Below are 22,872 nucleotides of genomic sequence, written 5' to 3' on the forward strand. Positions count from 1 at the left end.
AGTGATTATTGTAGTAAGTTCTTTCTTCTGGCATTACTGGTATCGGGCAGGGCTGCCCGTAATTGAAAAATCAACCCACTCTCTGCCCTGCAACCTCAATTTATAAATAAAAGTTCAAACACGGCTTCCGTTCCTACCATTTTGGCAAACCCCGGGTTATAATGCAGTAATTTATTTTTCATTGGGGAAACAACTCAATACGTCTGTTTTAAAATAGGGCTCCTGGTTTACCCAGAACATGTAATTGATCTTCAGAAAGTCTTTAGCAAAGGCATGCAATAACGGCACAATATTATTATGTGGTTTTTTCTTTGTTTCCTCATCAATGTCGCCTGTTTCGCCAATGTAATTACCGTCTTGTACTGCAATGCCCAGGGGTACAGTAAAATGCCCTTCATGCATCATGGCAAGGGCGTGGTTCAGCTGGCCTTTTCTTGTAACCATTAAATCCGGCGCACCAAGCCCAACGCCAATTTGTTCACCATATTCATAAATGCCACGGAGATAACCTTTATCATCCCCGGGTAACCATTCACCCGCCATGAAATTGGCGTATATCATAGTAGTTGATGTGGGGAACGCCTTTTTTAAGGCAAGCATATTCTCTTTTAGCCCGGTAACATAATCCGTTGGGGAAAAACCCGGATCTTTTACCCCGATGGCGGTTTCCTGCAGGTTAATACCTTCCAGCTTACCATCAAATTCTTTTCCTAACGCTTTAAGCAATAATGCAAATCTCTCCCTTACTTTTTTATTCCAGCGTTTTGCAACCCATCCACCCGGGCTATCATCGTCGTTGTATTGCAATACAGCGCCACCGTCATATTCGGCCGTTAGTAAATAATCTGGTACGGCTTTGTATTTTGGATCAAAGGTTACATCCTGTAACTGTAAGAATAGTTTCTTTTTATGCTTTCTCAGGTAGTCATAATCTTGCTTTAAAATAGAAAAATCATATTTCCCTTTTTTAGGTTCAAGGTCACGCCATGCGTACATGATCTGTGCTCCTTTAAACATTGAATGAGAAAGAAAAGGATGATCTTTTATTAATTCCCTGTCTTTGGCAAAATATACAAAATGCTGAATACTGTCTCTTTCAACCGGGCATGCAGCGGTTAAATACTTTTTATAAGCGTCAACATATCTCTCACTGCGGTTTTTTTTCTGTGCTTGTACTGGTGTAAATACAATACAAATAAGCCAGGTTAAAAGGAGGCACCTGCAGAAATTATATTTTTTAAATAGAAAGTACATGTTCGGTTTAGTATTGCCTGTAACGTCCGGGGGCTGCAGTTAGGGAATTAGTATTCCGCCTGCCCATACCCGCAGCTGATTGAAAATGTTAAGTTGAATGTAAGAACTAATATTGAGATTTATTCGTCAGGTTCAAACTGCAGTTGGGATTTGCATTTGGTTAATGCAATATTATTTTGACAGGCGGATTAAACTGTCATTCGCCGCATCATATTCATAAAGGCGTTTGGTCACACTGTCTATATAAATCCATTGGTCAGTAACAAAACGTTTATTTTTTTCTCCTTTGTCTGATTCATCATGTCCAATTTGAAAGACGAGAAATTTCGCAGAATCTGTGTTAATTGTCTGGTCAAAAAGCCATTCTTCCGAAACTTTACTCTTAAGAGACAACTTAATCAACGCATTATTTGAGTTGTTGATATAGTTCTCAATTAAAGAGTCTGTCCAGGTTTGAGCAACTTTTAAGCCAGGCCTGTTTTTAATAACTCTATTTGTGTCTTGCTGCTGAAGCGAAGTGTCATGAGCAGCAATCAGAGAGTCTTTGGTAGACGTACTGTTTGATGTGTTTTGTCTGCAACCAACAGCCAGTAAGGAAATTGATAAAAGCCAGATTAGTATTTTCCTGTAAATTATATTTATATGTACGTGTGGGTGATGATGTACTTCCATAACAAAGGCGCTTAGCGGTGCTGTCAGGTGGTTTGCATTTCAAATATAATCCTTATAGAAACGTCATTGATAAAATGCCGGGTATAAAAAAGCGGTACGCCGCCGCACCGCCTTTCATTATACTGCTGCTATTTATCCAATACTTAAACTCCTCGGTTCCACCGGCACTACATTTATAGTAGGGTTGGTTTGCTCCAGGTTGGTAACGGTATACACCGCCACCACTTCCAGTTGTATCGGGCTGATGATTTCTACAAAACCAATTTTTAACTGGTCATCAGCACCGGCTTTTTTAAGCATCTCTGTTATCTTGCAACAATCGTCCATGGTGGCATTAAAGGGTTTAAGCACTACCCTGTCTACTCCGGCAATGCCCTGTGTTTCAGGTTCACGGGCAATAGCCTTATTGTTTACTACCACAGGTATAAATGCTTTTATAACAGTAGTTTCCTTAGGCCCATAGTTAAGGATATTAATTTCGGTGCTGTAAATACCACGGCTTACAATTGCCCCTTCACATTCACTTTCAAATTTGTTTTTCTGCATACCGCATACAAATTTTACATTGTACACAAAGTATTTTCTTTTGGTTAAAGCCATTTGCTTCAACATATCAGGTGTTGGCATAAAAAAAGTTTTAGATGATTTAATTGATTAAAAGACCACCGTAAAAGTAAAAATTCAAAATACCGGCGTCAATACCACAAACAGGGGTATTTTACAAGGGGCACACTACCCATTAAATAATTATTCATTACCCTCAGCCTCTCAGCCCGGCAATTAAATTGATCGTTAATGCCACCACAAAAGTGTTGAGTGCAAAAGATAACAGGGCATGTGCCAGTGTAGTGCGTCGCAACAAGCGGGAGTTAATGGTAACATCCGATACCTGGAAGGTCATACCGATAACAAAGGAAAAATAGGCAAAATCCAGGTAGTCTGGTTTTGGCGTAGCCGGAAAATCGAGCGCTTCGCCATCGGGGGTATCATCTTTCCCACTAAAATAATACAGGTGGGCATAATGAAAAGTAAAGATGGTATGCACCATTACCCAGGACAGCATCATGCCTGCCACCGCCAGTATAACGGCCAGCACTACCTTGTCTGGCGACTGTTCTTTAGATAATACCAGCAACATCACTGCAAACATACTGGCAAAGGCTGTTACCAGGATACTGATCATTACAAACAACTTGCTGCCATCTTCCTTATTGGCCTGCTTAATAATGTCGGCCACAGGGCGGCTGAAAAAAACCACCCAGCTGCTGCTTATGAAAGAGAGCGCAAATGCATCCCACAATAAGGTGATGGTAAGCGTAGCATTCAGATCTGTATTACGGGTTGCCAAAAAAACGATCAGCGCAATGCCCAGGCTAAGCAGTATGCGCTGCAAAGGGTGCATGCGCAAAAATATATTGCCGGTTTTATTTTTCGTAGTGGTACCCATGGCATCGTTGTTTAAGCAGTAAAAGTAGTTGTAAATGCAATAAGGGTTACAAGAGAAAATTATGCCATTAAATGCAATTGCAAACCCATGTATGTTTTATATGCCCCCATGGTGTAAACACCGTATACATTTTTCTACCCACAACCTGTCGCTGGCAAAAAAAGTTGAATCTATCTTTCCGTGGAAGAATGAACAACTTTATAAGCTATGCATTTTTATTGAGCATTGAATATTGAGTGTTGGGCATTGAACATTTGTATTTTCCTCACTGACCCCACAGAAACTAACACCGCCTACACTTTCGGCAGCTTGTATCCATTATGATACGCAGCAGTCATATATTTTTTATTGATCGACTTATCCGTAAAGTGCCCGTCTTCTTTATCCCAGTATAATTTTTTACCCGAGCGGAAAGCAATATTGCCCATCTGGCTTAAAGTAGCAATATCTGCAGCAGCACTGATAGGGCAATGCAATGTTTCCGTTTTGCGGTTACGCACCACCGAAAAAAAGTTTTCCATATGCAGGTTAATGCCAACATCAACAGAAGGCTTACGGGCAACGGTAATTTTATTGGCACTACGGCCTTCTTCAAATACTTCCCAGCCGCCACGGTCCAGTTCCAGCGTACCATTATTGCCAATAAAAGCAATACCATGTTCTTTACGGAACAAACCATTTTCAATGCCAATGGCATGGTCCCACAATAAATTAAAATGCTCAAACTGGTAACTCACGCTCATGGTATCGGGTGCCTCCTGCGGCGTGGTAGGGTCGGCAAAATTGCCACCGATAGCACTGATGGAAACCGGTACAGTGGCATTCATACCCATCAGGGCATAATCCAGCAAGTGCACACCCCAGTCAGTCATTAAGCCACCGGCATAATCCCAGAACCAGCGCCAGCTGAAATGAAAGCGGTTACTGTTGAAAGGCCGTTCCAGGGCAGGCCCCAGCCAGGTGGTATAATCCACGCCATCAGGTACGGGGCTATCGGCTACAATTGACAATGGCCGCTTCCAACCCAGGTAACACCACACTTTTACCGTGCGGATATTGCCCAGCTGGCCGGTGGCAATAAAATCCAGCGCATCTTTAAAATGCTGCTGGCTGCGTTGCCATTGCCCGGCCTGCACCACACGGTTGTACCGTTGCTGTGCCGCCATCATAATACGGCATTCGGTAATAGAATTACCTACAGGTTTTTCTATATACACATCTTTGCCCGCCTTGCAGGCATCCACCATCTGCAGGCAATGCCAGTGGTCGGGTGTGCCAATGATCACGGCATCCACATCCTTCATATCCAGCAATGCCCGGTAATCTTTAAATATTTTAATATTAGCGGTGGCAATATTTAGTTTGGTGAGATCGGCCAGTCTTCTGTTGATCACGTTCTGGTCCACATCGCACAAAGCCACAATATTTACATCCGGCACTTTAATGGCCGCCATGGCATCAGTCCAGCCCATGCCGTTGATACCGATCACGCCAATATTAATCTGGTCAGACGGTGCTACCCGGTTTTTAAAAAATGCAAATACAGAATTGCTTAACGAAGGAACAATCAATGCACCTGTGGTAAGTGCCGCTGCTTGTTGCAGGAAAACTTTACGTGACGCCATAGCAAGATTTTTTAATCGTAAAAGAAAGGTTTAAAAAGATATCACTAGTTACAAATTTATTTTGAAGTTGCCTAAAAATCGTGAGTGGTGAGTCATGCCCTTTGGTTGTAACTGGATTTGTTCCCATTGCACTTATGGTTAACTTTGATACTTCAATTTACTATACATGCACCAACGCATCCTTGCTTTCAGCAGTTCAAGAACGGGTAATGGCGGCTACCTGGAAACAGCCGCACCTGTTATCAACAATTTTTTGGGTAATACAATTGCAACTATTGCATTTGTTCCCTTTGCTTCGGTAGATGCCAACTACGAAGAATACACAGATAAAGTAAGGGCTGCATTGCCTGCCACATATAATATCATTACAGTAACGCATGAGAATGCAACAAGTATTATTGCTACAGCCGATGCTATAATGATTGGCGGTGGTAATACTTTCAAACTCCTGCATGATCTGTATAGTACCAATGCATTGCAACTGGTACAACAAAAAGTTAACAACGGTACGCCTTATATTGGCTGGAGTGCCGGCAGTAATATTACCGGTGCTACTATCTGCACTACTAATGATATGCCTATCATTAACCCCGGTAGTTTTAATGCGCTGGCTTTTTTTCCTTTCCAGATAAATCCGCATTACTACAATGTAACCGTACCTGGTTTTAATGGCGAAACAAGAGATCAGCGGCTGGAAGAATTTTTACTGCTTAACCCATCTGTTCCCATTGTGGCACTGCCCGAAGGCACGGCGCTGTTGTTGGATAATAATAAATTGATGATGACAGGAAGCACCGCTGCGTTTGTATTGAGCAATAAAAATAATGCCTTGCATAAAACTATTATTGCTGCGGGGGAGGATTGTAGTTATTTGATGTAAATATTATGGACATATCAGAGAAGTCAAGTTTCAAAAACTTGACTTCTCTGATATGTTACAGGAACAACATTATTAATGTAAGTATTATACCTGCAATAGTAAAATACAATCCCTTTTTAAAAATAGTTGTCTTAGGCATAAACATCCAGAAAGAAGAAATTACAAAGAAGAACAACGACACACCAAAAAACACATTAAGATAAAACAGCGGATCCTTGGTACTGGCTTTGTGTAAGTGTGTTAATTTTTCAATCATCTTTGGTAATGATTTAGTAGTATAACTTACTGCACCGGTTACTGTATTATAGGTACCGTTTTTAAAACTTTGCACATCGCCGTTTACAGATTCAATTTTCAGGTCACGCATGCGGATGGCTTTACCCAATGAATCGGCACTAAGCCCGGGCTTCAATTGCTGCTCCACCACTTTGGTTTGTTTTAAAAAATTGGTATCCCTGAAAATAAGAACGATACCACTAAGGGCATACACTGCCATAATACCCGCCAGGAAAAACCCCAGGTAACGGTGATAAATACGCATGCTGTTGTGAACGGTTGCTTTACTGCTCATTATTTTTTTATTTGTTGCAAAGAAAAGGAAACAAAAAAACATAGCCCACGAAATTGGGAAAAGGATTTATAAAAAAGGGAATTTTCTCTGCGCCCTCTCTACCTCTTCGTACCACCCCTTCACAATTTGCCGAAGGCAAAAAACCTATATGTCCTACATGCCTATGTGGTAAAACTCTATTTGCCGCAGGCAAATAGAGTTTTACCCTCAGCGTGCGATCTCTCTTAATCATTAAATATGCTATGCTGGCTTGCCGTATGCAGGTTGCGCCAAACCCGGTTAAGCTCCGTTTCGGGATTAGCTGCCTGCATGCCGCAATAAGGATATAACTCCTCCACCATTTTCCTGGAAGTAATGGCCAGTGCTTTACTGGCACTACTTACATTTTGCAATACTGTTGATGAAATAGAAAGATTGTTACAGCATTCCTGCCATGATGTTATTACAGTAGCATAGAATAATTGTCTTGCTGTCTCCATTTGCTGCACAGCATTTTTTAAAATCAATAACATTGCAGTGGTAGATCGTTTTTCGGCAATGGGTACACAGAGTTCTAAAAAGCGCATTGCCATACCACTGCTGTTTACAGCAAGTGTGGTTTCTGCCAATTGTAAAAAAGGATATTGATAAACCGGATCTTTTAATACTGCATGTTGAGGATCAATAATAAAGGCCCTGTTTTTGTTAACGGTAATTTTTTGTACTCCAAAACTATGGCTGCCGGTAGCGGTCATGCCCATACGTTTCCAGTTTTCGTGAATGGTAACCTCCTCTTTTAAAAATAAAAAAGCACGGATCAACAGACTGCCATCACCATTTTTTAAAGGCACACCGTTTTGTTCTATTACGCAGTTGGCAGTAAAAGCAGTGGCGGCATTGGCGCCGGTAGCATAGTCCCACAAGCCGCTGATCTCGTAACCATCGGTAGTAATAGTTGCCTTACCAGAAGCTTTGCCACTTCCTGCCAGGCAAACTTTGGAATGCTCAAAAATAGTAGTGCCTAATTCAGCATTTAAAAAACCAACAAACCAACCAGCACCGGCACAGAGTGTAATGGTCCAGCCAACTGATCCATCTGCCCAGGCCAATGCTTCTTCCAGTTGCAATACTTCGGGTAAGCTTAGTTGTAAACCATTATGTGTTTTTGGTACAAATACATTAAACCAGTTGTTTTCAAAAATGATAGCTAATTGTGCAGGATGCAATTGTTGCAGTTGTTCTGCTTCGGCAGCCAGCGTTCGTAAGGCGTTGGCTATTTCTGGTGCAATATGTGCTGATGGGTGTGTGGTCATTGTTTATGTAGCCAGTGATTTTTCGTTACGTATTATTTTTCGCCATTGATAATAACCCAGTATGGCAACAATAAATAAAAATAGAGTGAGTGCTGCAAAAAGTGCATACTGTTTATACAATAGTAAGGGTATGGCAAATGCATTAGATATATTTAATACAATCCAGTTTTCAATTTTTCGTTTGGAAAGCAACCACATACCAGCCCATGCGGTAGCGCTTACCCAGGCATCCCAATACGGTACGTTAGATGTGGTGTGATACCTGAGTACATAAGCCAGCAGGCTGAAACTTATTGTTGTTATCAGTACAACAATCATCCAATCCTGCCGGTTACAATAACTTATTTTAACCGCTGGCTTATCATTCTTTTTTACCCAGTACCACCAGCCATAAATACTCATCACTAAATAATAAACATTCAGCAGGCTTTCGGCATAAAGCTTTCCCTTAAATAATATGTATGCGGTTAACACGGTACTGATAATACCGGCAGGATACAACCACACCTTATTGGCTTTGGCCAGCAATACTTCGGCAACGCCGGTAATAACGGCCCACCATTGCCAGCTATCTGTTTCTTTAATTTGTTGCCAGAATAAATTACCCCAGTCGTACAGGCTCATATCAAAATATTAAAATGATTACTCAAAGCGTGACCGGGATGCCAACACAGGCACTGTTATCCTTTGTTCCTACGCCGGCATTATCCGGATCAGGTGTATGAAAAAATGCAGAAACATTTTTTCAATGGGTATAATCTCAGCCTGTTTTTCATCAGAAAAGTCAGCTCGTTTGTAACTTTTCCAAAAGGCACCCCTTGAGTATGATGGCAAAGATACGGGTATAATCTTCCTCTGCGTTCGCTGCGCCTCTACGTGCCAATTTCTCCGCCTTTACATTATCTTTACTAGCTTCAATAACAAACAAACATGAACCTTATCGGCAATTTAATCTGGTTAATATTCGGCGGCCTTTTAGCAGCGCTGGGTTATATGGTGGGTGGTTTTGTATTATGCATTACTGTAGTAGGTATTCCCTGGGGTTTGCAATGTTTTAAATTAGCCAGCCTTGTTTTATGGCCCTTTGGCAAAAAAATAGTGAGCGATAGCAGTAATACCGGTTGCTTATCTGTATTGTGTAATATCATATGGCTGCTTTGCGGTGGTTTGTATACAGCGATGGTGCATATTGTAATGGGATTGTTGTTATCTATTACCATTATCGGTATACCATGGGGACAGCAGCATTTTAAATTAATAGAAATTTCCCTGATGCCCTTCGGCAAAAAAATAACCTGAACATAATACTCCTTTATTTGCAGTTGAAAAATAATGACTACTGTTATGCGCTTGTTAACAGCAGCCACTAAAAATCTTATTGCAGTAGCATGGCTTACACTGCTACAACCCTTTACAGTATTATCTTTTATTAAGGCAAGACTAAATTTATTCTTACAAATACATTTAGTAAAACAGGCTTTAACTTGTTTTTATTAACTGTTGGCACAGTATTCACATACTACTGTATGAACCAAAAAAATAAAATACAATGAAAAAGTTCTACTTAATCACCTTTGCTGTAAGTGCCTTTATACTAATCAGCAGCAGTGCCGGTGCACAAAATGGTAATGGCAGGAATATGCAGAAACGCAATTCCGATAATGTAAACGTTCCTTACAGCCAGGGCAATGATCAATATAATAACGGCCAGTACAATCGTGGTAACGATAATAATCAATACGACGAACGTAACGACCGCTACGGTAATAACAACCGCAATGAAAAATACGGAAGGCGTGACCGCAGAGACAACGACAGGTACAACAGGCATGACCGCAGGCGTGATGACAGGCGCAACTGTAATAGCCGTTCTTACCGTCGTGGTAATTATTAAACAATTATAAACCTGCAAAAGCCCAAACATATGTTTGGGCTTTTTATTTTCTCTATATCACCCTGGTTCCTGTCTCACAGACTGTTCGCATTCCTGGTATTTTCTCTGTGCGCCTTACTTTTAAAAAATACCCACTCTCACGTATTCCAAAAACTTCCCGGCTTTCTACCATTATTGCAAAACGCCCAGTATTAAAAAGTTGTTACCCATACTGCTTTTATTTTCTGCCAAAGCCATTGCCCGGTTGCCGCAAGCTGATATGAATGTTGCCGGTGCCGCACAACCGCTTTTTAATAAAGGATAACTAATGAGATTAAGAAAATTCAGTTGTAAATAAAGCCTGGCATTATGGGGCGTCTTAATAATAATCGAATAATGTAAGTGCTGCCTGTCGAAAAACTGCCGTACATCCCAATAAAATATTATATTTATTCTCCTAAACTTAAACTTCATTCATGAACTGTAAACTTCTTACAGTAGTGTTAGTACTGCTTATGTGCAACACTGCAACCGCTCAGCAAAAGGGTTATTACCGCAGCCCGGCTATCTACAAAAACATTGTCATCTTTACCGCCGAAGGCGACCTTTGGAAGTATGATATGCAAAACGGTATCAGCTCCCGGTTAACTACTAACCCTGGTGTGGAAACCAGCCCCGCTATTTCACCCGATGGAAAGCAGCTAAGCTTTACCGGGCAATATGAAGGCCCTACTGAATTGTATGTGATGAATATTAATGGCAGTGTACCTAAAAGGCTTACTTACGATTTTGATAATTGGGATATGTCCAATTCGGGCTGGACCAGCGATGGAAAAATTTTATACCGCACCAGTAAATACAGCCAGTTGCCCATGCCGCAACTGATTAAATTAGATCCGGCAACATTGAGTTATGCAACGCTCCCTTTATCACAGGCATCACAAGGTTGTTATGATGATGCCGGTACCTTATTTTTTACCCGCCTGCCTAACCAGGGCAGTAAAACCAAAAGATACAAAGGCGGTTTTATAGAACAGGTATGGAAATTTGATGGCAAAAGCGAAGCGGTAAACCTTACTGCCGATTTTGATGGTACCAGTTGCAAACCGATGTTGTACCAAAATAATATTTACTTTTTATCCGACAGAGATGGAACCATGAATCTTTGGTCGATGGACAAAAATGGTAAAGGATTACAACAACATACTTTTTCAAAAGGATGGGACCTGCAATCGCCATCTATTTATGCATCAACTATTGTGTACCAGAAAGGTGCCGATATATGGTTGTATGATATTGCCACCGGCAAAGAACGTGTGTTGGATATTACACTGCTATCTGATTTTGATCAACGCAAACCAAGATGGATCAAAAGCCCGGTGAATACGATCAGTACCGGGGATATTTCCCCCAATGGTAATTACGCTGCCATCATCAGCAGGGGAAGATTGTTTGTATCACCATCTAAAAGCGATCGCTGGGTAGAGATTACCCGTAAGAGTGGTATCCGTTTTAAAGAAGTACATTTTATCAATGAAAAAAGCCTGGCCGTTTTATCTGATGAAAGTGGCGAATTTGAAATATGGAAAGTAAATGCTGATGGAACAGATACCGCAAAGCAAATTACTAAAGACACTAAAGTGCTTATCAGTTTTTTTAGTGTTTCACCCGATGGAAAATATATTGGTTATAATGATAAGAATGGCGTGATGCGGATTGTGGAAGTGGCCACAGGCGCTATAAAATTTGAGTATAAAGATTCTTATGGCGGGGTATCTGAAATGTCGTGGAGTGCAAACAGTAAATTTTTAAGCATTACAGAAGGTATCGCCAACCAGAATTCACAAATTAGCGTGGTGGATATCACTACAATGAAAACTATGCCGCTCACCACCGCCCGTTTGGATAGTTACAACCCTTCATGGTCGGCAGACAGCAGCTGGTTATATTTTGCATCTGACAGAAAACTGGAAACCAAAGTGAGCAGCCCATGGGGCGCAAGGCAGCCGGAACCATACTATACAGAAACCACTAACTTGTATGCCTTACAGTTAGATAGCGCTGCAAAATTTCCTTTTTTGCAAAAAGATTCCTGGTTAACAGATTCCATGTTTAACCCGGCAGAAAAAAAGAAAGGAGTAGAAAAAAAAGCCACTGTTAAAAAAGAAACTTTTGCTGCTAAAACCTACGACTGGCAAAAAATAAGTAAACAATTATACCAGGTGCCTGTTAAAAATGGCAATATTGGTGGCTTTGCCACAGCCGAAGGATTTTTATACTGGATGGACAATGGCCCTGCAGGTAATGAAGATGGCGCTAAACTAATGGCGCTTAAAATTGAAGAAAGCAAAAAGTACGAACCTTCCACAGTTGCCACTGGCGTTGCCGGCTTTACTGTATCAGGCAATAAAAGGAAAATACTGATTTCTTTTAAAAATAAAGCTTTAGCTATTGCAGATGCTAACGGGCAAAAAGTGGATATGGAAAAAGCTAAACTGGAATTAGAGAACTGGAATTTTACCATCAACCCACAACAAGACTGGAATGAAATGTTTGCCGATGCCTGGCGCATGATGAGGGATTATTTTTATGACCGTGATATGCATAAAGTAGATTGGGTAAAAGTGAGAAAACAATATGAGCCTTTACTGGAACGCATTACCGATCGATATGAACTGGACGACCTGATTGCACAAATGGTAGGTGAATTATCTGCACTGCACACTTTTGTGTACGGCGGCGAAAAAAGAAATTCACCCGACCAGATACAATGTGGCTTTTTAGGTGCCACACTTACAAAAAGTAGTAATGGCTTAACCATCAGTCATATTTATAAAAGTGATCCTGATTATCCCGATTTCACTTCACCATTAAACAAGCCGGAGCTGGGTATAAAAGAAGGCGATATTATTACAGCAGTAAATAATGTGGCCTTGAAAAACGTACAGGATATATCAGAGTTGCTAGCAGGCAAAGTGAATGTGCCGGTAAAATTAAACCTGCTGGATAAAAACATGAAGCCTTATGTACAGGTGGTAAAACCATTTTCTTTCAGAGATGATGACCTGATGCGCTATGCCGAATGGGAACTGGAAAGAAGAGAAAGAGTGGATAGCTCAGGTAGTAACGATATTGGCTACGTGCATTTAAAAGCCATGGGCGGTGGCGATATGGATGATTTTGTAAAACAATTTTACCCGGTGTTCGATCGTAAAGGATTGATAATAGATGTACGCCATAATTTTGGTGGTAATATTGATGCCTGGGTATTGGAAAAACTGATGCGTAAGGCATGGATGTACTGGCAGGGGCGTGCAGGCGGGCCGAGCTGGAATATGCATTATGCTTTCCGTGGGCATATGGTTATTTTGTGCGACCAGGTTACTTCATCAGATGGAGAAGCGGTTACTGAAGGTTTCCGCAGGCTAGGACTGGGTAAAGTAATTGGTATGAGAACATGGGGCGGAGAAATCTGGCTGAGCAGCAGCAACCGCTTAGTAGATAATGGTATTGCCAGTGCCGCAGAGTTTGGCGTTTTTGGTCCCGAAGGAAAATGGCTGATTGAAGGCCGTGGTGTGGAACCTGATATTACAGTGGATAATTTACCTTTTGAAACCTTTAAAGGAAAAGATGCTCAACTGGAAGCAGCTATTGAATACCTGAAGAAAAAAATAAAGGAAGAGCCAGTGCAGCCTGTTAAGGCGCCACTGCATCCTGATAAATCTTTTAACTACGATAAGTAATACACCATTATTGAGTTAACCATTTAGGCATATCGGGCATTAAGAAAATACAAAAAACTGTTCTTGTAAACTAAATGCCCTATATGCATATATGGTTTAAAAATGTTTTTATGATGCTGTAAATGTTTTACACCACCTTTGCAGCAAACCTTACCTGCATGGATAATTCTTTTGAATTACCAATAGACTTTAATGGGAAAGAATATCTTTTTCCCGGATCACTCATTACCTATGGCTATTCTTATAAAATAGCAATTACTGTTTTTGATACCATCATCAATTTTGAACCCGATGAAGAAGGCCAATACAGGGCCCTGATTGATCCGGAAGCAATAAAACATAACAAGGATATCACCAGGGAATTACTGCAAGCTATTGCCGAAACATTGCAAGAAGTATTATGATAACTATATCCGGTACATAAAAGTTTACTATTATTTACTGCTGAAAGTCTGACCACTTTTGTGTCGTAATACCAACACCACAATTGCTGCTACACAAAGCGTAGCTTCAATAGAAAGCCACTGCCTGCCAAATGCACCCAGGCTACCCTCATTAAAAATGGTGATCACTCTTGATACTGCGTAAAAGCCACCAAACAAAGCTACCAGTACCAGGCCCTGCATTTGATTTTTATACAACAGGTAAACCAGTTGTATAAATAGCAACATTCCAATACCGCCATATACGGCTCTTATTGAACTGATAGCATCCGTGGTGGTAAGTTTAACCTGTACCATATCCATAACCGCCTGCGGATTTACAAACGCCATGATGCTTATAAGTACAATGGCAAAAGCTGTGAATCCAATAATAAAACCCGAGAGCATCTTTAAGATCCTGTTCTTTTTCATAAATTATTTTTTAGTGTGTTAAAGTGTACAATACCAACTGCTGTATTGCAATTATTACCGCACAAAATTCTGCAGTAGCAAAAAAATAAATGTTGGTAAAAACCAAGATTTTTAAAGAGATGAAAAATAATCAGATTTTAACTGTGTTCATCAACTTGCTGAAGTTGGTAACATCTATACCCAGGTAAGAAGCTAAATATTTATGTGGTACCAGTTGCAATATATGCGGACTGCGTTGTAATAAAGCCCTGAATTTTTCTTCATTGCTGAAGCACTGGAGCTCTACCTGGCGGTGTAAAGCATTTTTAAAAGCGAATGAAATAGCAGTAACTATCATTTGCTGTATACCGGGATATTCTTTAATTAAATTTTGTAATTCATTATAAGAAATGCGTAAAAAGCTACTGGCAGTAAGGGCTTCAAAAAAATAAGGCGATGGTGTTTGGGTAAGAAAACTGTCTGCTACACCACTAAAAGAAGGAGGATAAGAAAATATGATAGTCGCTTCTTTATTTCTATCTGCCAGGTAAAATACCCGTTGAATACCATCTACTACAAAATACAGGTACCGTTCAGTTTCGCCGGCAGCGGTTAAGATACTTTTTCTTTTTGCTGTTACAGGCTGCCAGTTATGCACAAACGCTTTCAGCTCCTCTGCCTGTAAAGGATAAATCTGCAGTACAAATTTTTTAAGTAATTCCTTTTCCATCCGGATAAAGATAATTAAAAACAATATTCAGGTGATAATAGAATACGATTGCAATCAGGCTTCATTAGTACTGGCTTTTTTGGGCCCGGCTGTTATTTTATTGATTGCCTTGGTTTGAATATACCAGGTTAAAAACAAAGCCAGCAACACTCCTGAAATAAACCTTGTGGGGCCATAGTTATTATACATTTTAATAAAGCTCTGCCATATAAATCCTATAGCCCAGGCAAGATTCCTGGTGAGCTGGGTTTTTTCATACCAGGCCGGGTGTTCCTGCCTGTATTGAGCTGTAGAGTCTGCCGCTTGCATTTTTTTCAACAACCCCTGCATTCCCTCATAAGGATTAGCGGAGGCGTTTTTAGTTGAGGGAGCAAAAGAAACAGGGGCTAAAGAATCTTTTTTCTCAATTTTATGTTCAGCAACTTTTTTTTCTTCCTGTTCATGTTTTCCCATTTTCTCAAGCCCGTATTTTTCAGAAATACCGGTGAGCAACATAAATAATAAAGCAACAGGTAAAGGCGAAAGGACGATATGAGCAATGGTGATCTTTTTCCAATTGGTATTGTATAAAATAAGAAATACTACAAGAAGCCCGGCTGTAAGCGGAAAGGTAAGTAATAAGGTATAATACAAATGAATTAACGGTTCAAAAAAATTGGTGAGCAATGCATGTATAGACAATGCTGAAAAAGCCGTTATAACAATAGACATGTTATGAAATGGCGCTATGATCTTCTCAAATATTCCCAATACCGATTCTTTGGACATATAAGTTTATTTAAAAGTTATACGGTATAATAATTTATGGAAAATGCCAGCTGACTTTGTATGGCAATCATAAATAATTGGATCGGTGTTTTGTTATACCAGGGCGGTTTTAGTTAGAGGTGTTAAGGTACTACACAGAAATGATTTTTGCAATGGCAGAATGCATTGCAGGGCGAATTTACAAAGAGAAAATTATTTATTTTATCGGCTCCACTGTGCCACTATAACTTATTCCCGAACGGTTGGTCATGGTAACAGCAAGATTGGTATTGCCATTAGGGTAAATAGTAAAATTCATGGATTGCACTTCACGGTTATCATTTGGTATAATGGTGATCAGCCAACGGCCTTTAGTACTTTTTTGTTTTTTTATAGTAACATCATTGGAGGTAAAATCAAGGGGCCCTTTATTGGCATAAGCAGAAGCGCCGGTATAATCTCTGCCGAAATAAGGTAAATAAACCACCAGTTTGTTATTGCTATACTTAACATCCTGGTTTGCATCAAGGCGTCTTGAGCCACCACCGCCATATTGTGGTATGGCATCAGTAGCAGTAAATTTCCAATTGCTGCTGTCTACCGCATGGGCAACGGCATTACCAGCTGTTGAAGTACTTTGGCCCGAAGAACTACATGAAACCAATGTTATTAATAAACCTGTAACTATAATACTGTATAAATAATTTTTACTGTTTTTCATATCACCTGTTTTTATATTTTTTATGTAACAATAAACGAGCCATCACTGCACCGGGATGTTGTTATAATGTTATAAAATTACGATGCCGGCTTATACTATCTTTTTCGGTATTATCTTACGCCACCATAACTAATACAATAGCTTATCCATGATAAAATATTTCTGTCGGTTTTTTTTCCTGGCGGGGTCTTTACAAGCAACAGCTCAGACGACAAGGCCGGTAATTACCGGAAAACTTTCAGCCGCTGTATTGAATGAAGTATCAGGTATGGCTTTATCTCAAATCAATCAAAATATTTTTTATGTGCATAATGATAGTGGCGATTCCAGCCGCTTTTTTGCTATCAGCCCGGCAGGAAAATTAATGACTACTTATTTTTTTAAAGCAAAATTTGGTGGTGTGGCAGGCGCAGTAGATTGTGAAGATATTGCGACGGGCATTGGCCCGGTAAAAGGGCAACACTATATTTACCTGGCAGATATCGGCGATAATTTTGCCTGGCGGCCATCTGTACAAATATATCGTTTTAAAGAACCTGCAATAAAAGCCACAACAGATACTCTTACACCGGCAACAATGAGTCTTACTTATCCTGATGGTAAACACGACGCCGAAACTATATTGATAGATCCGCTGGATAAACAATTGTACATTATTTCTAAAAGAGAAGATTCGGTTGGGGTGTATAGTTGTGCACTGAATTTTAAAGACAACGATAACATAGTGTTACAGAAAAAATGCAAACTGCATTTTGATAACCAGGGTAAAAAGAACTGGTTGGTATCCGGAGCAATATCAACAGATGGTACACAGGTATTACTAAAATCGTTGCAACATGTGTACTACTGGAAACGTGAAGGCAATGAACCAATTTATACTACTTTACAAAGAGCACCAAAAATACAAACTTCATTTATGAGCCATGGACAGGAAGAAAGTATTGCTTTTGCACCGGATGGAAATGGGTATTATGTAACTGCTGAAGGAATTGGTGCTACGATATATTATTACACGTTGGAAAAGTAAAGGCTCTACCAAGGTTCGTGTCTCACGGACCTCTCCGCTACAATCCACCACTTTGTACGAATTAGTTTTTTGTTATCCATCAAAGTTTCAATAATAAAAAGAAACTGGTCCGTGAGACACGAACCAAGGGAAAAAGAGACACGAACCAAAGGAAAGCAGAACCAGGGAAAAATGAGGTTTACTGCAACTCAGTAAACAATAAACTAAATACCGTTCCTTCTCCTTCCCTGCTTTGTACCTGTATATTGCCTTTGTGCAGCAACATAATTTGTTTGCATAAACTTAAACCAATACCACTGCCGCTTTTTTTGGTACTGAAGAAAGGAATAAAAATTTTATCCAATACTTCCGGAGAAATGCCCGAGCCATTGTCGGATACTTTAATTAACAGTTTATGATTTTCGTGCAGGGCAGACAGCATGATACGGGGATTGGGTTTTTCTTTTACCGCCTCCACTGCATTCACTACTAAATTGATGAGCACCTGTTCAATAAGATTGATATCAACTGCGGCAGTTAAGTGTGGATCTTTCAATATCACTTCCATTTCAATCTTCTTTTGATCCAGTGTAGGTTGCATCAGGGAATGCAGGCTCTCAAATAAATCACGTACATACACTTTTTTAAGATTAGGTGTGGTGATCTTATTCAGGTTACGGTAAGTTTCTGTGAATTTTAATAAACCTTCACTGCGGCGCTGAATGGTTTCCAGTCCAAGCTCCAGGTCGTCCATATTATTACCATTGCCTGCATCAGCAAATGCATTGGCTTTAGACAAGCGGTTTTTTAATGTACCCGCAAGCGAAGAAATGGGCGCTACAGAATTCATGATCTCATGCGTCATCACACTCAGTAATTTTTGCCAGGCCTTGGCTTCGGTTTCGTCCAGTGCTTCATTGATATTCTGGCAGGCAATTACTTTATTGGTTTTACCTTCTGTTTGAAACATGGTAGCTGCCAGTAAAATTTTAAGTTGCCTGTTCTCTTTAGTTATTTCCACCACTTTTGTTTCGCCGGGGCGAATAGCGATAGCTTCTTTATACAATACAGCATCTCTTTTTTCTAAAGAATGAATGGTTTTTAAATAAGGAATGTCCATCATTTTTTTAAAGGTATCGTTCATCCAGTTCAGTTCACCCGATTCGGTTTCGTAAGAGATAATACCTGTGTCTACCAATTCCAGTATTTTTTGCAGGTATTGGTATTGCACTTCTTTTTCTTTACTGATCACTTTAAAAGTACTGTTGATATCGTTAAAGCCCTGGCGTAAGGGTTGCAGTTCTGCCGGTGCATGTTTTACGTTGAAGAATCTTGAAAAATCACGGTAATGTATAGACTCTACAAATTCCTGTACTTCGTCCTGTGCTTTTTTAAGCATGCGGTAAATATCATACATTAAAAAAATAATTGCCGCAGCTAACACCCCAACATACACATAATTTTTATTCACCAAAAACCATGCAGCCGCTGCTAGCACTGCAAACAGCAACACCAGCTTAAACAATAAGCGCCACTCAATTTTTTTAAATATCATATTTACTCAACCTCCTGTATAAAGCTGTTCTTGTTAAACCTAATTCCTTAGCGGCTTTGGTAATATTGCCATTATGTTTTTCCACCACTTTCTGTATGGCATTACGCTCTACCGTACTCAGGCGAAAATCAGCACCATCATCCTGTTCCTGGTTCAACTGGTTTTCCAGTGATGAAAAAATAAGATCGCTGTCATTGATCACATCATCCTCACTCATAATAACTGCACGTTCAATTACATACTGCAACTCCCGTACATTACCTGGAAAATGATATTGCTCCAGTTTAATTAAAGCAGCAAAATCCAGTTCCATATTAGGTTTAAAATATTTAGCCGCATATAGTTTTACAAAATGCTTGGCCAACATGCCAATATCGCTGCCTCTTTTTCTCAATGGCGGAATAGTGATCTCAACAGTATTGATACGATAGATAAGATCTTTTCTAAAACGGCTTTCATCTGCTAATGCAGCAAAGGGAACGTTGGTGGCACATATCAACCTAATGTCAATGGGTACCGCTTGATTAGAACCCAACCTTGTAACCTGCCGGTTTTGCAAAACAGTCAGCAACCTTGCTTGTTGCTGCAAACTGATATTGCCGATCTCATCTAAAAACAAAGTGCCACCGTTGGCCGCTTCAAACCTTCCCATTCTATCTTCCTTAGCGTCAGTGAAAGCGCCTTTTTTATAACCGAACAATTCACTTTCAAATAAGGTTTCGGTTAAAGAGCCGGCATCTACTTTTACAAAAGATTTATTAACCCGTAAAGATCTTTGATGGATTGCTTTAGCTACCAGGTCTTTACCGGTTCCGTTTTCTCCCAGTACTAAAATATTTGCATCGGTGGGTGCAATCTTTTCTATCTTCTTAAAAATGTCCTGCATAGGTTCCGATTCTCCCAGTAATTCCGATCCGATAACAGAATGATTGGTATCAGATACGGCAGATATGGTACCCGATTTTCTTTGCAGTAACTCTTTTATCGTTTCCAGTAACCGCTCGTTATGCCAGGGCTTTATAACAAAATCGCCGGCACCTTCTTTTAAAGAACGAACAGCCAGGTCAATATCGCCATAAGCGGTAATCATAATAACGGCTGTTGCAGGAGACAACTCTTTTATCTTTTTCAACCAGAAAATACCTTCGTTGCCGGTATTGATACTACTGTTGAAATTCATATCCAGCAGTATCAGGTCAAATTCTTTTTTAGGCAGTAAAGTTTTAATGGCATCGGGATTTTTTTCAATCACAACTTCCTTTACTTCTGTTTTTAATAAGAGGCGCACTGCCGTTAATACATCGGTGTCGTCGTCAATTACTAATATGGTGGCGTTTTTAAGCAGCATTCTTTAGTTTGTTTAGCAATATCGCATTCCATGCCAAAAATACAATTGCATGATAACAAAATGCTTATTTATTCCGCTTAAAAATTACTGTATCAAAACCGTACACCTGCTGTATCAAAACCGTACACTTGGGCGGCTCCGGATTTGCTAAAGTGCTGATAATGACAGGATTTAAAAACTGGCACAACTTTCATAGATGGTATCGGTAATCACAACCTTCTCATGTGGTGTAGTCATGAAAAAAGATCATCCCGTACTCACCAAACGGGATGATTTTTATAAAACTTTAAAAACAGGAGAAGTAACTTTCAGAAAATTTTTGACATGGACAGAGTAATAGAAAAGAAAACCTGGAACACCAAACGCATTTTAACCATCGGCGGTATTGCCGGTATTGTACTATTAATTGCAGGGGCTGTTTACTTCACTTCGGGCAAAAGCCGTTTGAATGTGGATACAGAACGTATCACCATCAGTGAAATTAAAAAAGGCCCGTTCCAGGAATTTATCCCCGTTAACGGTATTGTGTTACCGCAAACCACTATTTATTTAGATGCACTGGAAGGCGGAAGGGTAGAAGAAAAATATGTGGAAGATGGTACCATGATGAAAAAAGATCAACCCATTTTAAGATTAAGTAACACCGACCTGGAACTGAGCCTTGCCAACCAGGAAACGCAGGTATTTAATGTGTTGACACAAATGAACATTTCTAAAAATAATGCTACGCAGAATACTACCGGCAAATTAAACCAGATGGCGGATGTAGATAATGCACTGGCAGAAGCACAAAGAGTATATACACTGAATAAAAAATTATACGACCAGAAAGTGATTGGCCAGCAGGAATACCTGCAAAGCGAAAACATTTATAATTACCAGGTACGCCGTAAAAAATTAGCGGATGATATTTTAAAACAGGATGGTGCTTCGGTAAAATTAATGAGCGACCAGGATAAGCAATCTTTATCAAGGATGCAGAATACATTGGAACTGATGCGTAAAAAAGTAGGCGACTTAATTGTAAGAGCACCTATTGATGGACAGTTAACTTCTTTGGATGCAGAAATCGGCCAATCTAAAAACAAAGGCGAAAGACTGGGACAGATTGATGCAGCCACCGGTTTTAAAGTAAGGGTAGATGTGGATGAACATTATATTTCAAGAATTTTTATAGGCCTTAATGGTATTGCAACTATTGCAGGCAAAGATTATAAGCTGAGCATTAAAAAAGTTTTTACACAGGTAACCAACGGCAGGTTCCAGGTAGATATGGAATTTAGTGATACCATACCACAGGGCATTCGCCGTGGGCAAACACTACAGATAAAACTGGCATTGAGTGATGAAATGCAGGCGGTTATTTTACCTAAGGGTGGATTTTACCAACAGACTGGCGGCAACTGGATATTTAAAGTAAGTGAAGATGGCAGCAAAGCATATAAAGTAGATATACAATTAGGTTTGCAGAGCCCTGATTATTACCAGGTATTACAAGGCCTTAAACCAGGAGATAAAGTGGTTACCAGCAGTTATGAAAACTACGGTACCATGCAGGAACTGATCTTAAAAAAATAAATTAATAAACATGAAAACGTTTTTCATCATCACATTTTTTGCAGCAGTATTGCTGGTGGCAAAGTCTACCGATTTATTTGCCAGTTCAGAAAACTGTACAGCTAAAACCTGCAGCAACACTGTAACTAAATGTATCAACGATAAAAAAGTACAGGCAGAAATAGCTGTACCAGAAACAGATCCTTTTACAATTTTAATACCCGGCAATCATTTTTAAAACAAAAAAGTATGATCAATATTACCAATCTTGAAAAGTATTACAGAACTGAAGAAGTGGAAACCGTTGCTTTAAACAAACTTTCACTGCATGTAAAAGAAGGCGAATTTGTTGCCATCATGGGCCCGTCGGGTTGTGGCAAAAGTACCTTGCTGAATATTCTGGGCTTACTGGATGATCAGGATGGCGGAAGTTTTATTTTCAATGGTATTGAAGTATCTAAATTCAACGAACGTAAAAGGGCCGACCTGCGCAAACACAATATTGGTTTTGTGTTTCAGAGTTTTAACCTGATTGATGAACTGACAGTTTTTGAAAATGTGGAACTGCCTTTAATATACCTGGGCATAAAAGCCGCCGACCGCAAAAAAAGAGTGGAAGATGTACTGGATAAAGTACAGATCATGCACCGCCGCAATCACTATCCGCAACAATTGTCAGGTGGTCAGCAGCAACGTGTAGCCGTAGCAAGAGCTGTAGTAAATAACCCTAAATTAATTCTTGCAGATGAACCTACGGGTAACCTGGATTCTTCCAATGGTAATGAAGTAATGCAGATGCTTACCGATTTGAATGAACAAGGCACCACAATAGTAATGGTAACGCATAGTGAACATGATGCCAAGTACAGCCACCGCATTATACGTATGCTGGATGGACAGACAGTAACAGAGAATATTTTAGTGTAAGTGAAAATAAAAAGCTGCCGAATACTAGCCATGACAGGCAGCTTTTTTCAATTAATTAATGTTTTTCACAAATCCATTATTAATTATTTCA

General features: G+C 39.9%; 23 protein-coding genes. 9 read left to right on the forward strand and 14 right to left on the reverse strand.

All coding sequences use genetic code 11. The annotated features are described in order from the left end of the window. Positions 1–171: 171 nt before the first annotated feature. The 5 genes from ACQ334_RS20785 to ACQ334_RS20805 form a co-directional block, all read right to left on the reverse strand. The gene (locus ACQ334_RS20785; protein ID WP_430990191.1) at positions 172–1,254 is read right to left on the reverse strand and encodes a hypothetical protein; all 1,083 of its coding nucleotides are present in this window, start codon (positions 1,252–1,254) and stop codon (positions 172–174) included. Between the two features lie 171 nt (positions 1,255–1,425). Next, positions 1,426–1,926 carry a hypothetical protein gene (locus ACQ334_RS20790; RefSeq protein WP_430990192.1) on the reverse strand — a complete coding sequence of 167 codons (501 nt, stop codon included), beginning with the start codon at positions 1,924–1,926 and terminating at the stop codon, positions 1,426–1,428. A gap of 132 nt (positions 1,927–2,058) precedes the next feature. Then, a complete protein-coding gene (locus ACQ334_RS20795; RefSeq protein WP_430990193.1) occupies positions 2,059–2,553 on the reverse strand; it encodes a hypothetical protein in 495 nt (164 codons plus the stop codon). Between the two features lie 133 nt (positions 2,554–2,686). Then, positions 2,687–3,373 carry a DUF1345 domain-containing protein gene (locus ACQ334_RS20800; protein WP_430990194.1) on the reverse strand — a complete coding sequence of 229 codons (687 nt, stop codon included), beginning with the start codon at positions 3,371–3,373 and terminating at the stop codon, positions 2,687–2,689. A 293-nt stretch (positions 3,374–3,666) separates the two neighbouring features. Further along, complete coding sequence (locus ACQ334_RS20805; protein ID WP_430990195.1) at positions 3,667–4,998, reverse strand: Gfo/Idh/MocA family protein; 1,332 nt, start codon at positions 4,996–4,998, stop codon at positions 3,667–3,669. A gap of 166 nt (positions 4,999–5,164) precedes the next feature. Here ACQ334_RS20805 and pepE point away from each other — a divergent pair, with 166 nt between their 5' ends. Further along, positions 5,165–5,878 carry a dipeptidase PepE gene (gene pepE, locus ACQ334_RS20810; RefSeq protein WP_430990196.1) on the forward strand — a complete coding sequence of 238 codons (714 nt, stop codon included), beginning with the start codon at positions 5,165–5,167 and terminating at the stop codon, positions 5,876–5,878. Positions 5,879–5,933: 55 nt separating this feature from the next. On the opposite strand, the gene ACQ334_RS20815 is transcribed toward pepE, so the two are convergent. The 3 genes from ACQ334_RS20815 to pnuC all read right to left on the reverse strand — a co-directional run bounded on the left by ACQ334_RS20815 (position 5,934) and on the right by pnuC (position 8,365). Then, entirely contained in the window at positions 5,934–6,449 is a 516-nt protein-coding gene (locus tag ACQ334_RS20815; RefSeq protein ID WP_430990197.1) for a hypothetical protein, read from the reverse strand. Between the two features lie 224 nt (positions 6,450–6,673). Beyond that, positions 6,674–7,741 (reverse strand): acyl-CoA dehydrogenase, encoded by a 1,068-nt coding sequence (locus ACQ334_RS20820; RefSeq protein WP_430990198.1) that lies wholly within the window; start codon positions 7,739–7,741, stop codon positions 6,674–6,676. 3 nt (positions 7,742–7,744) lie between these two features. Further along, on the reverse strand, positions 7,745–8,365 hold the full coding sequence (pnuC, locus tag ACQ334_RS20825) for a nicotinamide riboside transporter PnuC (protein ID WP_430990199.1): 621 nt from the start codon (positions 8,363–8,365) through the stop codon (positions 7,745–7,747). A 306-nt stretch (positions 8,366–8,671) separates the two neighbouring features. Here pnuC and ACQ334_RS20830 point away from each other — a divergent pair, with 306 nt between their 5' ends. The 4 genes from ACQ334_RS20830 (at position 8,672) to ACQ334_RS20845 (ending at position 13,761) form a co-directional block, all read left to right on the forward strand. Continuing rightward, positions 8,672–9,040: a YccF domain-containing protein gene (locus tag ACQ334_RS20830; protein WP_430990200.1), complete on the forward strand. Its 369-nt coding sequence runs from the start codon at positions 8,672–8,674 to the stop codon at positions 9,038–9,040. A 250-nt stretch (positions 9,041–9,290) separates the two neighbouring features. After that, entirely contained in the window at positions 9,291–9,635 is a 345-nt protein-coding gene (locus tag ACQ334_RS20835) for a hypothetical protein (protein WP_430990201.1), read from the forward strand. A gap of 455 nt (positions 9,636–10,090) precedes the next feature. Beyond that, complete coding sequence (locus ACQ334_RS20840; RefSeq protein ID WP_430990202.1) at positions 10,091–13,357, forward strand: S41 family peptidase; 3,267 nt, start codon at positions 10,091–10,093, stop codon at positions 13,355–13,357. Between the two features lie 158 nt (positions 13,358–13,515). After that, positions 13,516–13,761, forward strand: coding sequence for a hypothetical protein (locus ACQ334_RS20845; protein ID WP_430990203.1), 246 nt, complete (start codon positions 13,516–13,518; stop codon positions 13,759–13,761). A gap of 30 nt (positions 13,762–13,791) precedes the next feature. Here ACQ334_RS20845 and ACQ334_RS20850 read toward each other — a convergent pair whose 3' ends face one another. The 4 genes from ACQ334_RS20850 to ACQ334_RS20865 form a co-directional block, all read right to left on the reverse strand. Beyond that, positions 13,792–14,211, reverse strand: a complete 420-nt coding sequence (locus ACQ334_RS20850; protein WP_430990204.1) for a DUF4345 domain-containing protein — start codon at positions 14,209–14,211, stop codon at positions 13,792–13,794. Positions 14,212–14,341: 130 nt separating this feature from the next. Further along, complete coding sequence (locus ACQ334_RS20855) at positions 14,342–14,920, reverse strand: Crp/Fnr family transcriptional regulator (RefSeq protein ID WP_430990205.1); 579 nt, start codon at positions 14,918–14,920, stop codon at positions 14,342–14,344. 54 nt (positions 14,921–14,974) lie between these two features. Next, positions 14,975–15,688 carry a hypothetical protein gene (locus ACQ334_RS20860; RefSeq protein WP_430990206.1) on the reverse strand — a complete coding sequence of 238 codons (714 nt, stop codon included), beginning with the start codon at positions 15,686–15,688 and terminating at the stop codon, positions 14,975–14,977. A gap of 196 nt (positions 15,689–15,884) precedes the next feature. Continuing rightward, positions 15,885–16,388 carry a DUF4251 domain-containing protein gene (locus ACQ334_RS20865; protein WP_430990207.1) on the reverse strand — a complete coding sequence of 168 codons (504 nt, stop codon included), beginning with the start codon at positions 16,386–16,388 and terminating at the stop codon, positions 15,885–15,887. Positions 16,389–16,536: 148 nt separating this feature from the next. Between ACQ334_RS20865 and ACQ334_RS20870 the strand changes: the two genes are divergently transcribed. Beyond that, on the forward strand, positions 16,537–17,415 hold the full coding sequence (locus ACQ334_RS20870; protein ID WP_430990208.1) for a hypothetical protein: 879 nt from the start codon (positions 16,537–16,539) through the stop codon (positions 17,413–17,415). Between the two features lie 178 nt (positions 17,416–17,593). On the opposite strand, the gene ACQ334_RS20875 is transcribed toward ACQ334_RS20870, so the two are convergent. Together ACQ334_RS20875 and ACQ334_RS20880 are read right to left on the reverse strand one after the other, a co-directional pair. After that, positions 17,594–18,949, reverse strand: a complete 1,356-nt coding sequence (locus tag ACQ334_RS20875) for a sensor histidine kinase (protein ID WP_430990209.1) — start codon at positions 18,947–18,949, stop codon at positions 17,594–17,596. Continuing rightward, positions 18,939–20,297, reverse strand: a complete 1,359-nt coding sequence (locus tag ACQ334_RS20880; protein ID WP_430990210.1) for a sigma-54-dependent transcriptional regulator — start codon at positions 20,295–20,297, stop codon at positions 18,939–18,941. The genes ACQ334_RS20875 and ACQ334_RS20880 overlap by 11 nt, the downstream gene beginning before the upstream one ends. A gap of 324 nt (positions 20,298–20,621) precedes the next feature. On the opposite strand from ACQ334_RS20880, the gene ACQ334_RS20885 reads away from it, so the two are divergent. Genes ACQ334_RS20885 through ACQ334_RS20895 form a run of 3 tightly spaced genes read left to right on the forward strand, consistent with a single transcriptional unit; the run spans position 20,622 to position 22,781 of the window. Continuing rightward, positions 20,622–21,875, forward strand: a complete 1,254-nt coding sequence (locus tag ACQ334_RS20885; protein ID WP_430990211.1) for an efflux RND transporter periplasmic adaptor subunit — start codon at positions 20,622–20,624, stop codon at positions 21,873–21,875. 10 nt (positions 21,876–21,885) lie between these two features. After that, complete coding sequence (locus ACQ334_RS20890; RefSeq protein ID WP_430990212.1) at positions 21,886–22,092, forward strand: hypothetical protein; 207 nt, start codon at positions 21,886–21,888, stop codon at positions 22,090–22,092. A gap of 11 nt (positions 22,093–22,103) precedes the next feature. Beyond that, positions 22,104–22,781: an ABC transporter ATP-binding protein gene (locus tag ACQ334_RS20895; RefSeq protein WP_430990213.1), complete on the forward strand. Its 678-nt coding sequence runs from the start codon at positions 22,104–22,106 to the stop codon at positions 22,779–22,781. The last annotated feature ends 91 nt before the right edge of the window (positions 22,782–22,872 follow it).

Origin of the sequence: Ferruginibacter sp. SUN106 (assembly GCF_050611765.1) — a bacterium.
Lineage (GTDB): Bacteria > Bacteroidota > Bacteroidia > Chitinophagales > Chitinophagaceae > Ferruginibacter.